The following is a 15294-nucleotide window of genomic DNA, read 5'->3' as shown; positions in this document are numbered from 1 at the left end:
AAAAACTCATTTAAATCACTTTGCTATTAAGTACAAATTGATTCTTAGAGCGAACCAGATTGCTTGGCAGGAGCTTAAAAATATGGCAGCTTAAAATTGACCGTGCGTAACATGAGTAAATAACTAAAAAAATCATGGACTTGATTTTAAAACATAGCACATTAAAACCCAGTTATATTATTTTAAGGAAGGAGGAACGGGATCTTGAGAATCCAAGCCCCTGTCTTTCGGTGTGGTGGCAAAAAAAGTACCCACCACAGCGGAAATTTGCTGGATAGGACATTGTTTTTTTAACACCGCAGGGGCGTATTGGCCGAGGACATCTCGATTCATGGCTGTTGGATCATCCAACATTTGTCTACCAATTTGCGCATTCATTTGATGCCGTCTTAAAAAATTAAGCAAGTGTTCATGATCTATGTTAGCTAATTGCTCGGTCAACATGGGTACAGGAATTATATAACCCAGCTGCTCTGCATCAAATAAACCAAATCGTTTATATAAATGGTTGAAATACTGAGTTTCGACTAAGTCTTGTTTAGGACCATGGGCACAAACTACTAAGACCCGGCTATTTTTTAAGTTAAGCTTATATGCTGTTAACCAGGTAGTAAGGATTTCTTCCAAGCCAGTCAGTTGCAATTCCGTTGCTCTTTGAGAATACCGCACATTAGCCGTCGACATGGTTAACAAAAACTGTTTTTGTATTTTTTGAATTTCTTTAATAGACCTAACGTCTATAATCTTATCAATCAACTCATTCATTTGGCTAAGAGCTAATAATTCGCTGCCAATTAATTTATCATCACATTTAGTTAAAAGAGCTAAGTGCGCTTTAATACTTAAAAGCTCGGTTAAATGTTTATTATCTTTTTCATTTTTTGCAACGATGGAATCTAAAATAATAGTTAACCATACAGAAAGATGGGCGATAGATTTCACAACATTATAAGCAGTTTGCAAAGCAGGAGTAACTGCGTTTACCAGCTCCACCAAAGAGCCATCGAATTTTTTTTCAAATAAACTAAGGGTAGCGTTATGATAGATGATGACATGATTAATGCCGTCTAAAGATTGTTGTTTTGCATAATAGTGATGACTGGTTAAAAAATCCTTTTTAATTAGCTCTGCTGCTTTTAGAGCATTAATTTTGACCGCAGGATTAGGAGTAAGAACATCAGCTGCCACCGAATTTTCACTAGGAATTGGCCTACTCATTATGGAGCTAAATTCAGGCTTTAAAAAGATACCTCCGTGCCAAGCTCGCCAGAGGAAGCGAATGACTAAGCTGTTCTAAACGCATTGCTGCCCGTCTTAATCCACGCAATAACATAGTTTTCCTCAATATAGTTTAAATTTCATATAATACAGTCATCACCAAAAATGTCAATTAATGATCATGTTTTATAAAAAATAACTACATTACTCATAAAATGACAATTAAAATTTAGGTCTGCAAATGTGAAATTAATGGCTATTATAACAAAAATTGATACAATTATAAGGTTTAGACTTACAGGAACATTGAATGACATTTACAATTGGCCAACGTTGGATAAGTAACACTGAATCACAATTAGGATTAGGTATTATTACTAGGTTAGAAGGAAGGCAAGTAAGCATTAACTTCCCTGCTGCTGAAGAAGAACGTATTTACGCCATTGATAATGCACCCTTAAGTCGGATCATCTTTAAAGAAGGTGAAGAAATCAACACCAATGAGCAGCAAAAGCTTACCGTTACTGCTGTCAATGAACACCAAGGTTTACTCATTTATTCTGGCGTTGACGAAACAGGAGAAGAGTTCCACATTACGGAAATCTCGCTTAACTGTTTTATCAAACTCAATACCCCAGAACAACGACTCTTTAGTGGTCTTTTGGATAAAATCGAAGCCTTTAAATTAAGAATTGAAACCCTTAATCATTTAAATCGTTTGCAGCAATCTAAAGTTAGAGGACTCTTAGGCTCAAGAACCAATCACCTTCCGCACCAAGTTTATATCGCAAGTGAAGTAGCACAACGCTATGCACCTCGAGTGCTTCTCGCTGATGAAGTGGGACTGGGCAAAACAATTGAAGCAGGGATGATTTTGCATTACCAACTTCATACGGGCCGTGCTCGAAAAGTATTGGTAGTCGTCCCTGAAGCCTTAATTCATCAGTGGCTGGTGGAAATGATTCGTCGTTTTAATTTACATTTTACGATTATGGATCAAAATCGTTACGACCGTTTAAATGAAGTGGAGTCAGAATTAGACGAAGCTGAACAGGAAGAGTTCAACTGGACCAAAACCAATAATCAAGCCAATCCGTTTGAAACTGAAGACCTCATATTATGCAGCCTCGATTTTTTAATGCATCATAAAGAAGCGCACCAACAGTCTTTAGAAGTGCAGTGGGATCTGATGATTGTCGATGAAGCGCATCATCTCGAATGGTCTGAAACTGCTGTAAGTCCAGAATATGCTTATGTAGAAGAACTAGCAGCGCAAAGTAAAGGTTTATTATTGTTAACTGCCACACCCGAGCAGGCCGGGATTGAAAGTCATTTTGCTCGTTTGCGTTTATTAGATCCCTCCCGTTTTTATGATTTTTCTCGTTTTAAAAGGGAGGAAGAACAATATAAAGCGATTAATGAATTAGTACAAAAGCTAATAGAGCATAAAGATAAACATCCAGACGAACCCTTAAATAAAGAACTTTACACTCAAATAAGCACCTATTTAGGGGATTGTGAGACTGAGGATGTACAAGCCATTATCAAAGATTTATTAGATAGACATGGAACCGGACGAGTATTATTCCGCAATACGCGTGCTGCAATTCAAGGTTTCCCTGAGCGAAAACTGCATTATTATCCCCTCCCCTGTCCGCCAATTTATAGTTCGCTTTATCAATTAAAAAGCATTGATCCCCTCTATCCAGAACAAGCTTTACAAGAAAATGGTTTTTGGCTTGAGCATGATCCAAGGGTTAATTGGCTCGTGGAGCAGATTAACCATTTATTTCCCAAGAAAGTATTAGTAATTTGTGCCAAGGCTAAAACTGCTATAGCCTTAGAAAATCATTTAAAATTAAAAGTTGGAATTCGTAGTACGGCCTTTCATGAAGGTTTATCGATTATTGATAGAGATCGCGCAGCAGAATATTTTGCCGAAACCGAAAACGGTGCACAAGCGCTTATTTGTTCTGAAATCGGCAGTGAAGGCCGAAACTTTCAATTTGCCCATCATCTAGTTTTATTTGATTTACCCTTAAATCCAGATCTTTTAGAGCAAAGGATTGGCCGGCTAGATCGCATTGGTCAACGGCATGATATTGAAATTCATGTACCCTACTTAAGCCAAACAGCACAGGAGTTATTATTCCGCTGGTACCATGAGGGTATTAATCTTTTTGAGCAAAGTTGTTCTGTAGGTTTTTCTATTTACCAGCATTTTGCCCCTCAATTAAACCCCTTGATCGAAAACAATGAACACAGTTCTGAACAATTAGAGCAATTAATTAAAGCAACTAAAGAATACACAACCGAGCTTAATCAAAAATTACATGAAGGGCGTGATAAATTGCTTGAAATGAATTCGTGCAATATTGAAATCGCTAATACCTTAATTGCAGAAATAGAAGCTGAGGAGAATGTCCTCGAGTTAGAAACGTACATGGCCAAAGTATTTCAAGAATACGGGATTGAACACGAGCATCATTCCGAGAATACTGAAATCCTTCGTCCCACAGGGCATATGCGCACCAGTCATTTTCCTGGATTAAACGAGGATGGCACGGTGGTTACCTATTCACGAACTAAAGCCTTAGTTCATGAGGACATCGAATTTCTCAGTTGGGAACATCCGATGGTTCATGAAAGCATGGAAATGACCTTAGATAGTGATTTAGGTAATGCGATCGTTACTACTATTTCTATAAAAAGCATTCCCGTCGGGACGGTCTTTTTAGAAAGCTTTTATACTATTAATTGCGCCGCACCGAAATATTTACAATTAGATCGTTTTGTACCCTTAACCCCTATTCGACTATTAATGGATGTCAGCGGTAAGAATTTATCTAAAATTTTAGATTTTAACCAGCTCAACGCCATGTGCCAGCCCGTTAAACGACACCTTGGCTACCCTATTGTGAAACAAATTCATTCCACTATTGAAACAATTTTACAACATAGCAATAAGCTGGCAGAACAACAAATGGCAGAAACCATCCAAAATGCGCAAAAAAAGATGCATGAACAGATGACATATGAATTGCAACGCCTAGAAGCACTTCAAAAAGTAAACCCTGCTGTTCGTGATGAAGAGCTTCATTTTATTGCTGAAGAAATTACTCAAAACAAGCATTATATGGATAATGCTACGCTGAAATTGCAAGCAATACGGGTTGTTGTTAATAAATAAATTAACCGACTTGAAAATATAATCTCCACCAGGCCGGCGATCCTTGATGTTTGTGTGCATCAAAAAAGCAGGGCCTTAAGAGTCTTGGCGAAGCGACCTCCTTTTGATGTTTCGTTAGGACTCTGTTCTTGCTTGCCTCCCTTCGTTCGCAATCACGATAGTTTGATTAGCAAAATTATTAATAGGTGTGTAAACGCTTATGTCTTTATTTAGATTTGCTAGGTTTTCCAAGGCGTTCAAATAATCAATTCTTTAACTCAATGACCATGACCTTAATGACATGATTGCTTATATTCTCGTCATTATGTAGTTCATCAACAGGATCGCGAGCTAGATAATAAGCCTTATTTTTTTCTAACTTCCAATAGTGTATTTTGCCCTGATCATTAGTTATTTTAAACTCCCCATCGGTTAATGCTACAACCACACGATCGTGCTCATGGCGATGCATGGGTAGCTTTTGTTGATCGGAAGGATAGACTAAGGTTTTCCAAACGGTAACCTTATCATTATTTAGTTGTTCAATTCGGGTCGTTGCTTGCGCAAGCCCTTCATTGCTAACAAACACGCCTAATAACAACCCTATTGCTAATTTCATGTTCATATCCTTAATTAATTTGATATTTATGCCATAAGGCCTGCACAGGCCCTGGGGTATTTAGTAACTCTTCGGTAGTACCATCGGCAATAATTTCACCGTGATCGAGCATAATAATGCGATCGAATTTGGGTAATAAATGCAGCCGATGCAAAGATACAATCATTGCCGCATCGGTGAATGTATCTATAATGCCGGATAAAATAGCTTTCTCAGTGCCCAAATCAACGCTTGAAGTAGGTTCATCCATTAGAATAAGAGAGCTGAAACGAGCAGCAAATAAACCTCGCGCTAACGCTAAGCGTTGTTTTTGTCCCACCGATAGATTTAAACCCTTTTCGCGAATGTCAGTTGCTAAACCAGAAGGGAGAGTGTTTAGTACCGGTGCAAATCCCGCTAAATGGACCACCTCAGTGATTTCCTCAGGTTTGGCTTCTAAATCCATCGTTATATTAAAGAGAATAGTGTTTTCAAAAAGTTCGGGTTCTTGAGGAATGAGGGTAGTAATTGCTTGTATCGGTTCTAAGGTATTAAAAGAACTATTATCAATGTGCAAGTGGACTTGCTCTGGTGTATAAAGTCCTGATAATAAATTAAGTAAAGTACTTTTACCTGCCCCACTCGTTCCTATTAAGGCGATTTTTTCTCCTCTTTTGAATTTAAATTGAATATTTTTTATTCTACCCGCACGAGAGTGGCCGGCATGATGAAAGCTTAGGGAATGGATTGAGAGGGTATGCCACTCCTTCGCTAAAGCTGCGCCAATAGGGTTATGAGCTAGTTTTTCGATATCTTCTAAAATCGGTTTTAAGCCCTGGATGTCTGTATCCTTATGCACCAAATCACTATAATGAGCACTTAAATTAAAAAACACCTCACTGAGGTCCCATTGATATCTAAAAATCATGACAATGGTTCCAATTAAAACTGCATCCGCTTTTTTTAAACTATAAACAATATAAACGATAAGAATTAGGGACTGCATGGCAGACAGAGCAATACCCATCGCAAACCATTTAACTTCATTTAAAACGACTTCTTTATTAAAAAAAGGCCAATAGGCCAAAATACGCTGCCATAAATTAGAGCGGGTTAGATCACCTAGCCTAAGAGTGAGAATAGTAGTCATATTGCTAATATAATCAAAAAATACCGCCCCCAATTTATTATCGACCTCATTCTCTTCGCTATACAAAGGAATCAACTTCTTATCAAAGGCGATAACCACCGAAGTAGCCAAAATACAACTGAATAGGCTGGCTACTCCTACTGGCACCGAGATCCACAGCAAAAAGGCAATAGAGATTATGAACTTCACGATGGTTTCAATATAAATAAATTGATCTTCCGCAAAACGATATAAAGCAGTAATAGCACGATTAGCACGCGTTATAATATTCCCAGAATGATGATCTTGGTGCCATTTTAAGGGTAGATGGGTTAATTGCTCATACAAATTAATGCGAAAAGCCTGTTGAATTTTTAAGGCTATTTTTCTTTCTACTACGCGCGCAGGCCCATGAAACAACCAAAATAAAGGAACCAAAGCCACGCCAAAAAAAAGCCAAAAAAGAACTTCTTTAAATTTGTCTTGGCTAAAAGTTTGTAAGAGATCGATAGTTCGCCCAAACGCGTAAGGACTTAAACTCATAAAGCCTTGAGCGATAATAAAGGCTAAGTAATAGCCTACAATCGCTCGCCGCCAAGGAAGGGCATTGGACCAGACAGTACGAATTAAATTAAAATAGGGGTTGCTCATAATCTCTTTACTCTATGGTTTAAAACACCATATCTAGAGGAGCATTGTACCTAGCTGATCAAAATTAACAAAATAAATTCTAAAACAAAACACTCAAACTATGGAACAATGAAATACCTACATACACAACTAAAGGCAAACTTTTGAAAAACAGGCTTTTGTTAATCATGGTTAATCTCCCTATCATTGATAAGAGATCCTATTCAAAAACCATGCCAACCATAAAAACCAGCCGCTAATAATGAAGACAACTTAGGAGAGCCTCAATTTGCCATCTCCACTTACAAATTTTGCCGGTTAAAAAGCAAGCGCCTGCTTCATGTTAATCTGAGCTATAATCAATAGAAATTTTGATGGCTTAATGAGGAAATCATGAAAATTGGGATAATAGGTTCCGGAGGCGTAGGTAAGGCCTGTGCTATGGCAACTTTGATGCGGGGCTGCGCACGAGAAATTATTTTGGTTGATAGAATTCAAAGCCTAGCAAAAGCGGTAGCTACCGATATGCAATATGGCGCCCTACTTTCCCCAAGGACCACAATAAGAGCTGGTGATTATCCTGATTTAGAAGACGCTCAGTTAATCATGGTCACTGCAGGAGTTAATGAAAAAACCGGCGGCGCTACTGATCGCCATGATCCAGTAGGCCGGCTCAAACTACTAAAAACTAATGCAGAGATATTTAAAGAGCTGATTCCTCAATTAGTAAAAAACGCCCCAGATGCGATTATTTTGATTGTGACCGATCCACCCGATCCACTTGCAGATGTAGCACTACAACTTGCTGGCCATAAAAATGTATTAAGTGCGGGTACCTATTTAGATAGCTTACGTTTTCGCTTCCATTTAGCACAGCATTTTAAAATTAACCCCGCTGATGTGCATGCCTTTGTTATCGGTGAGCATGGAACTTCGTCAGTATTTTTATGGTCTTCCGTAAATCTCGGCGGTCAACCCTTAAGCTCCTTACTAGGCAACGAGCAGCAAAAGCTAAAAGAGCACATTGAACATGAAGTAAAATATGCCAACATTAGTATTATTGAAGGCAACAATGCCAGCCAATATGGCATAGGAATGGTCTGTGCACGCATTACTGAAATCATTCTTAGGAATGAACAGGCAATCATTCCTATTGGAAGCTATCAACAAGATTTCGGGGTCACTTTGTCACTTCCAAGTGTGCTAGGAAGAAATGGAGTTGAGCAAGTGTTTATGCCTGTGATGTCTGAACAAGAAAAAGAAGCTTTACAAGGTTGTGCACAAGTACTTAAAAAAGCATTAGAATTTTAATCCCTGGAGCCTGCGAAGAACCATAATTATAGGAAAAGACTTATAGCGAGAAGATCATGAACAAAAAAGATTTAATCAATGAGTATATTGGGATTATTGCTATCATTGTCATTGTTGCTTTAGCTGTTCTTGCTATTTATTTTTATATTAAACATCAGCCGGACAATGAAATAAAAGACATGAGTAACACCACTATCTCGTTTAATTCATCAGACATCCCTAAAAATATAGGATAAGCCTTAGCTCAAGCATTGTTGAGCTAAGGTGTGGATAGAGCTTAGCTATTAAAAGACATAGAGCAGGTGCTTTCATCCTCAGCTGATCCAAGAATGGGCTCAACTAAAGATGCACTAGTACGAGTAAATAACTTTACAAAATTATCAATAAACGATAAAACACTCGCCACAGCATAAATTACAGACCGTAAAAAATTATGTCGCATTTCCATAAAGTCCATTGCAGCAAGATTAAAGGATATCTCACTGTTTTTTTTGCTGAAGGGTCTAACTAATAACGCAAATCCACCATCAATAAGGAAACTTAAAGCATTTTTCACCACATGGAATAAATAATTTAAACTTTTAAAGGCCAAATAGGTAGGAGTTATAATCGGATCTAAAACGGTTTCCAAAAAGTCAGAGACCCTAGCAAAGGGCTGGAAAAAGGTAGGCCGCGTTGTACGAACAATAGCATCAGCATAGCCGGTATTGGGATGGTCTCTCAGCAGTGATTTTTGATGAGATCTGCGCTCCTCCCCTTCGTAAGAATCAGGATCATCCGAGGTTTGGACCCCGTTGTGAGTGTAAGTTACTGATAGTTGACGTCTAAGCACGGCTGGGGATAAGCCTTCATCATTTGTCATTTAAAAACCTCAAAAAAATCAAAGGATAACAAAAAGCATTATATTTGTCCATTTTAGCCTTTAGTTAGCAGGCAAAGGCATCTAACTAGTGCACAGTTAAGCCCACCGAATTACCCTCTTATTGATCGTTATGTTCGATATACATACACTTTTGCATGAGGATAGGGACTAGATACGGAATAATGCACGGAATACAGGATGTTCCGTTATCAACTCTTTACAATTAGATTCCTTTGCCCTGCTTAGTCACTTAAATTAGCCAAACTCCAGCGTGCTTTTACGAATACCCCATCACTGGGATCTCGCTCACCTTGTAGTAAACGCAAACATCCAGCATAAGCGACCATAGCCCCATTATCCGTACAATATTCTAAAGCTGGGAAAAAAACTTCTCCCTTGATTGTTGTAAGATAGTCATGAAGCGCCTTACGTAATGCTTTATTAGCACCAACGCCGCCAGCAACCACCAGTCGAGTACAACCAGTTTGCTCAATAGCTCTTTTACATTTAATAATTAAAGTTTCTACTGCGGCGTGTTGAAAAGCTTTAGCAATCTCCATGCGATCTTTTTCTTCTTTTTGGCTTTGGTTCCAGGTATTTAAAGCATAGGTTTTAAGTCCGCTAAAACTAAAATCTAACCCCGGCCTATCGGTCATGGGACGAGGAAAACGATAGGGAGTGGTCTCACACTGATCAGCAAGTGCTGCTAAAACAGGCCCGCCCGGATAAGGGATACCCATTAATTTTGCTGTTTTATCAAAGGCTTCTCCCACCGCATCATCTAAGGTATCACCTAACAATTCATATTCGCCTAAAGCCTTGACTGCAATTAACTGACAATGGCCGCCTGAAACTAATAACGCAATGAAGGGGAAATCTAAACTCGGTGTTTCCATTTGCGCAGCTAAAATATGTGCTTCCAAATGATGAACTCCCAAAGCTGGGACTCCTAAACCATAAGCAAAACTTTTAGCAAAAGATGCGCCTACTAACAAAGCGCCAATAAGTCCTGGGCCGGCAGTGTAAGCAATAGCATCAAGATCCTGTTTATTTAGCTGAGCCGTGGCTAATACTTCATCAACTAAAGGAATAACATAATTCACATGATCCCGGGAAGCAAGTTCCGGAACTACACCACCATGGGTGCGATGCGTTGCAATTTGTGAATGTAGGGCATGGGCTAATAATCCATCCTTCGAATCATAAATAGCCACACCGGTTTCGTCGCAAGAAGACTCAATACCTAATACCCGCATACTTACCCCAAAACAACTCGATTTATAAAGGGAGATTATATCATAAGTAGATAATATAGTTTCGCTAATCAATTTGAGTTGTGCTTTTTTTGCTTTATTATGAATTAATTAATACAGTTCAATAAAATTTATGCAAAAGTTAGAAGATTAAACTTGACGGCTGCTTCAACTAGCACTAGAATTGCCCACCTATAAGATCAAATAACCAGAGGATACGTTTAATGCCTACAGTTCGCGTAAAAGAAGGCGAGAACCCAGAATATGCATTGCGCCGTTTTAAGCGCTCTTGTGAAAAAGCCGGTATTTTAACTGAATTACGTCGTCGTGAGTTTTATGAAAAACCAACCGCAGAACGTAAACGTAAACAAGCCGCTGCAGTCAAACGTCATTTGAAAAAGATTTCTCGTGATACGTCTGCATCACGACGTGGTACAAAACACAGACGTAAGTAATTGCTGTTGTTTACTTAGCACTGATTCATTTTAATCAGGCTATTAGAATCAAAAAGATTGCCAAGGTCACATTATGTGGCCTTTTGCGTTTGAGGAAGAAACATGTCTATTAAAGAACAACTTAATAACGATGTAAAAGATGCAATGCGCGCGAAAGATAAGGCGCTTCTTAATACTCTACGTCTTATTACTGCCGCTATAAAGCAAATTGAAGTGGATGAACGCATTGAAGTAGACGAAGAACGTATGTTAGTCATTTTAGATAAAATGACCAAACAACGTAAAGAATCTATTGCCCAATATGAGAAAGCAAACCGTGATGACTTAGTGGCGCAAGAACAATACGAATTAACCGTTATTTCTAAATATATGCCCGAGCCCTTATCTGCCGCTGAAATTGAGCTATTAATTAACGAGGCTATTGCTAATACTGGCGCAGAAAAAATGGCTGATATGGGTAAAGTCATGGGGCAATTAAAAACTAAGCTGCAAGGAAGAGCCGATATGTCTCAAGTCAGTGCGCTTATCAAGGCTAAATTGAGCTAGAAAGATGTCTGGCTTAATACCACAGCCATTCATTGATGAGCTTCTTAGCCGCACGGATTTAGTGGAATTAGTCGATAGTTATGTTCCTTTAAAAAAAAGAGGTAGCAGTCATGTCGCCTGTTGCCCTTTTCATCATGAAAAGTCCCCTTCATTTAATGTGGTAGCACGCAAACAATATTATCATTGCTTCGGCTGTGGTGCCTCCGGCAATGCTATTAGTTTCGTGATGAATTATTTAAATCATAACTTCCCTGAAGCAATTGAAATTTTAGCCACGCGATTGGGACTGACTGTCCCCCGCGATGGGAATAATGAAAAAAATAATGCCGCAAATGATTTATATAAATTACTCGCTGAAATTTCGGTTTACTATCAAAAAAAATTAAAATATGAAGGTCAAGCGGCGATTAATTATTTAAAAAACCGCGGCTTAAGTGGTGCTATTGCTAAATTATATCAACTCGGTTTTGCCCCTGAAGGCTGGCACCAGCTCGAAAAAACCTTTAATCGTGCCCGTACTGAATTAATTAATACCGGTATGCTTATAAAAACCGACGAGGGAAAGCTCTACGATCGTTACCGCAATAGAATTATGTTTCCCATTCATGATCGCCACGGGCGAATCATTGGATTTGGCGGTCGAGTACTTGATGCCTCCCAAAAACCTAAGTATTTAAACTCTCCTGAAACCGTAATTTTTCAGAAAAGCCGTGAATTATATGGTTTGCATCAACTCTTATCGCAACAGAAAAACCCCGAGTTTATCATTGTCGTTGAAGGCTATATGGATGTTATTGCCTTAGCTCAGCACGGGATTTCTAATGCAGTAGCCACTTTAGGCACAGCCACTAGCATTTATCATATTCAACTTTTAGCAAAACACTGTAAACAAATTGTCTTCTGCTTTGATGGCGATGCTGCAGGTAAACAAGCAGCATGGCGAGGTTTAGAAAGCTGTTTATCTCATTTAGGCAGTGGAATTGATGTACGCTTTATGTTTTTACCTGATGGGCATGACCCTGATAGTTTAGTGAGGGAAGAAGGCAAAGAGTCTTTTTTAGAGCGCTTTAAAAGCACTATTCCTCTGCATCGCCTTTTATTTGATACTTTGGCAAAGGAGATTAACTTAACCAACCCTGCCGGAAAGACCCAGTTAATTAATGCGGCGAAACCCTTATTAGAAAAAATAGAAGAAAGCCCTTATAAGCAATTAATGCTCGATGATTTATCTCGACTAACCCATATTGATACCCATCGTTTAAGCTTACTCCTTAACAGCACCTCATCCGAACTTAAACCGATAGAGCAAAACTCAAACATAGCGCGAACCCCACTTAGAATTGCGATTGCACTCCTCTTACAATACCCTGAACTTTATCAACCTAATGCGCAAAAGATCAATTTAAATTTATTTAATGATCATGAACACCACATTTTTTTGAAATTGCTACTACAATTGAAAGGTAATCCGCATGCCAATACGGCATCGCTGATTGAAGCATGGCGAGAAACGCCCTATTTTGAGGCAATAAGTAAGCTAGCTTTTTGGGATCATCAAGTACCCGAAGCAGAACTTAGCAAAGAATTTCTCGATATTGTTTTGTTTTTACAAAAGCAAAATACGGAATTGATTATAAAACAATTTATAACTAAATCACGACAAGAGGGATTATCAGAAGGTGAACGAATAAATTTGCAAGAGTTATTGAAAAACCGACATCAACAGGTGAACAGTGAAAAATAAAAAAAATGAAAGACTAGCATGTTGTATCCAGCCAGTTTATAATCAAAAACTTTTTGTAAATCCTAATTGTCCTTAAAAAAGAAGTGCCTATGACCATGAATGACCAAGAACAGCAAAGCTCACAAATAACCAAAGTCATCAGCCTGGGTAAGGAACAAGGTTATCTGACTTATAGTCAAATTAATGATCTATTACCAAATATAGTAGATACAGAACATTTTGATGTCATTATTAGCATGCTTGAAGGCATGAATATTAAGGTTTTTGAACAGCCACCAAGTGAAGATGAGCTCGCCTTATTATTAAACACTGAAGAAGTTCCAGATATCGAAGAAGCGGCAATGGTACTTGCTTCTGTAGATAAAGAAACTGGCCGAACCACTGATCCTGTCCGCATGTACATGCGTGAAATGGGGACTGTTGAACTTCTTACTCGTGAAGGTGAAATACGCATCGCTAAACGTATTGAAGAAGGGATCTACCAAGTTCTTAAATCTTTGGCACATTATCCAGAGACAATACAACTGGTGCTTGACGATTATGATCGCTTCAATGCCGAAGAAATTCGTCTTAGTGAAATTATTAGTGGTTTTGCAGATTCAGATGAAGAAGTTGCACCTGCTTCTAGCATAGGTTCAATGCTGGATGAAGTTCAGCAAGATAACGTCATTATGGATATAGATTCGGACGATGAGGATGGTGAGGGCGAAGGTGGTTTAGGTGAAGTGGATGATGGCCCAAATCCTGAGCAAGCAAAAGTTTATTTTGACGAATTAAGAGAGTCTTTTGAAAACGCAGTCAATGCTCTAAAAACTCATGGAAAAAGCAGCAGCAAAACGACAAAGCTGCTGGAGATAATGTCTGACTCCTTTCTAAAACTGAAGTTAACCTCAAGACAGGTGGATCGCCTAACTCGTCATTTCCGCCAATTACGTAATCACATACGTGAATTTGAGCGGGGTATCATGCGGCTTTGTATTGAAAAAGCACGTATTCCTAGAAAATTATTTATTGATACTTTCCCAGGTCAAGAAACCGATCTAACCTGGCTGGAAACGATTCTTAGTAAGCATGGTAAAAAATTAGATTTAACTCGCATCGAAGAATATCGCGAGGAAATTCTACGTTTACAATCAAGGCTTGCTTCTTTTGAAGTAGAGTACAATCTCAGCATTCTGGAAATCAAAGACATCAACCGTAAGATGTCCATTGGTGAAGCTAAAGCACGACGTGCTAAAAAAGAAATGGTGGAAGCAAATCTACGCTTAGTCATTTCCATTGCCAAAAAATACACCAATCGCGGGTTGCAATTCTTGGATCTAATTCAAGAAGGCAATATTGGTCTGATGAAAGCGGTAGATAAGTTCGAATACCGTCGCGGTTATAAGTTTTCAACTTATGCTACTTGGTGGATTAGACAAGCTATTACCCGTTCCATTGCTGACCAAGCGCGCACTATTCGAATTCCAGTTCATATGATTGAGACTATCAATAAACTGAATCGCATCTCGCGTCAAATTCTGCAAGAAACAGGCCGCGAAGCAACACCTGAAGAACTAGCAGAAAAGATGGAGCTAAGCGAAGATAAAATCCGTAAAGTACTAAAAATTGCTAAAGAGCCTATTTCCATGGAAACGCCTGTAGGCGATGATGATGACTCACATCTTGGTGACTTCATTGAAGACAACAATATTGAATCACCTATTGATATGGCTACAGCGGAAGGATTACGCGAAGCGACTCTAGAAATCCTCGAGACCCTAACACCTCGGGAAGCTAAAGTTCTACGGATGCGGTTTGGTATTGAAATGAATACTGACCATACTTTAGAGGAAGTTGGTAAACAATTTGACGTAACTCGTGAACGTATCCGCCAAATTGAAGCTAAAGCCTTAAGAAAACTACGCCACCCTTCTCGCTCAGAAAAACTAAGAAGCTTCTTAGAAGGCGATGAAGGATAGCAGTAAGACTAACTACCCCAGAGTAGGCATTGGTGTGCTAATCTTTGACCAAGATAAGTTATTACTAGGTCAAAGACAGCAAAGCCATGGCAATGCCACCTGGGGTCCTCCCGGCGGCCATTTAGAATTCGGCGAAGAATTTGAAGAATGCGCCTGCAGAGAGGTTAAAGAAGAAACCGGCTTAATTATTGCCAATCCAACTTTATTTGCAGTCACCAACGATTTATTTCCACAAGAAAGCAAGCATTACATCTCTATTTTCTTAACAGCGCCTTACCCTAAAGAACAAGACATAACTAATTTACTCATGTTACGCACATAAACTTGTAGTTTGACTAAAAAGCATTAGAATTCCGCCCTTAATTTTAGGGAGGGAATTAAATGGATATGCTTGATCTTTATAGTGATTATTTGATTT

Annotated in this window: 14 protein-coding genes; 8 read left to right on the top strand and 6 right to left on the bottom strand. The window is 38.8% G+C overall.

Annotated elements, in window-relative coordinates; genetic code table 11:
- Nucleotides 1–10: 10 nt before the first annotated feature.
- Entirely contained in the window at nucleotides 11–136 is a 126-nt protein-coding gene (locus ELY15_RS16530; protein WP_255411079.1) for a hypothetical protein, read from the bottom strand.
- Between the two features lie 41 nt (nucleotides 137–177).
- On the bottom strand, nucleotides 178–1218 hold the full coding sequence (locus tag ELY15_RS08795; protein ID WP_127099295.1) for a hypothetical protein: 1041 nt from the start codon (nucleotides 1216–1218) through the stop codon (nucleotides 178–180).
- A 310-nt stretch (nucleotides 1219–1528) separates the two neighbouring features.
- On the opposite strand from ELY15_RS08795, the gene rapA reads away from it, so the two are divergent.
- The gene (gene rapA, locus ELY15_RS08790; RefSeq protein ID WP_127099294.1) at nucleotides 1529–4408 is read left to right on the top strand and encodes an RNA polymerase-associated protein RapA; all 2880 of its coding nucleotides are present in this window, start codon (nucleotides 1529–1531) and stop codon (nucleotides 4406–4408) included.
- A gap of 244 nt (nucleotides 4409–4652) precedes the next feature.
- On the opposite strand, the gene ELY15_RS08785 is transcribed toward rapA, so the two are convergent.
- Entirely contained in the window at nucleotides 4653–5006 is a 354-nt protein-coding gene (locus ELY15_RS08785; protein ID WP_233586582.1) for a hypothetical protein, read from the bottom strand.
- Nucleotides 5007–5016: 10 nt separating this feature from the next.
- A complete protein-coding gene (locus tag ELY15_RS08780) occupies nucleotides 5017–6765 on the bottom strand; it encodes an ABC transporter ATP-binding protein (protein ID WP_127099292.1) in 1749 nt (582 codons plus the stop codon).
- A gap of 372 nt (nucleotides 6766–7137) precedes the next feature.
- On the opposite strand from ELY15_RS08780, the gene ELY15_RS08775 reads away from it, so the two are divergent.
- Nucleotides 7138–8055 (top strand): lactate dehydrogenase, encoded by a 918-nt coding sequence (locus tag ELY15_RS08775; protein WP_127099291.1) that lies wholly within the window; start codon nucleotides 7138–7140, stop codon nucleotides 8053–8055.
- 56 nt (nucleotides 8056–8111) lie between these two features.
- Nucleotides 8112–8291 carry a hypothetical protein gene (locus tag ELY15_RS08770; protein WP_127099290.1) on the top strand — a complete coding sequence of 60 codons (180 nt, stop codon included), beginning with the start codon at nucleotides 8112–8114 and terminating at the stop codon, nucleotides 8289–8291.
- Nucleotides 8292–8332: 41 nt separating this feature from the next.
- On the opposite strand, the gene ELY15_RS16375 is transcribed toward ELY15_RS08770, so the two are convergent.
- On the bottom strand, nucleotides 8333–8917 hold the full coding sequence (locus ELY15_RS16375; protein WP_199744194.1) for a hypothetical protein: 585 nt from the start codon (nucleotides 8915–8917) through the stop codon (nucleotides 8333–8335).
- A gap of 242 nt (nucleotides 8918–9159) precedes the next feature.
- Nucleotides 9160–10173 (bottom strand): tRNA (adenosine(37)-N6)-threonylcarbamoyltransferase complex transferase subunit TsaD, encoded by a 1014-nt coding sequence (gene tsaD / locus ELY15_RS08760; RefSeq protein ID WP_127099296.1) that lies wholly within the window; start codon nucleotides 10171–10173, stop codon nucleotides 9160–9162.
- 221 nt (nucleotides 10174–10394) lie between these two features.
- On the opposite strand from tsaD, the gene rpsU reads away from it, so the two are divergent.
- From rpsU to ELY15_RS08735, 5 genes are all read left to right on the top strand, one after another.
- Nucleotides 10395–10625 (top strand): 30S ribosomal protein S21, encoded by a 231-nt coding sequence (gene rpsU / locus ELY15_RS08755; protein WP_127099289.1) that lies wholly within the window; start codon nucleotides 10395–10397, stop codon nucleotides 10623–10625.
- A gap of 102 nt (nucleotides 10626–10727) precedes the next feature.
- On the top strand, nucleotides 10728–11171 hold the full coding sequence (locus tag ELY15_RS08750) for a GatB/YqeY domain-containing protein (protein ID WP_127099288.1): 444 nt from the start codon (nucleotides 10728–10730) through the stop codon (nucleotides 11169–11171).
- A gap of 4 nt (nucleotides 11172–11175) precedes the next feature.
- The gene (gene dnaG / locus ELY15_RS08745) at nucleotides 11176–12915 is read left to right on the top strand and encodes a DNA primase (RefSeq protein WP_127099287.1); all 1740 of its coding nucleotides are present in this window, start codon (nucleotides 11176–11178) and stop codon (nucleotides 12913–12915) included.
- 89 nt (nucleotides 12916–13004) lie between these two features.
- Nucleotides 13005–14876, top strand: a complete 1872-nt coding sequence (gene rpoD / locus ELY15_RS08740; RefSeq protein ID WP_127099286.1) for an RNA polymerase sigma factor RpoD — start codon at nucleotides 13005–13007, stop codon at nucleotides 14874–14876.
- Nucleotides 14866–15198, top strand: coding sequence for an NUDIX hydrolase (locus ELY15_RS08735; RefSeq protein ID WP_127099285.1), 333 nt, complete (start codon nucleotides 14866–14868; stop codon nucleotides 15196–15198). Before rpoD ends, ELY15_RS08735 begins: the two co-directional genes overlap by 11 nt.
- Nucleotides 15199–15294: the final 96 nt, after the last annotated feature.

Origin of the sequence: Legionella sp. km772 (assembly GCF_003989735.1) — a bacterium.
Lineage (GTDB): Bacteria > Pseudomonadota > Gammaproteobacteria > Legionellales > Legionellaceae > Legionella.
This window is presented reverse-complemented; position numbering and strand designations above follow the sequence as displayed.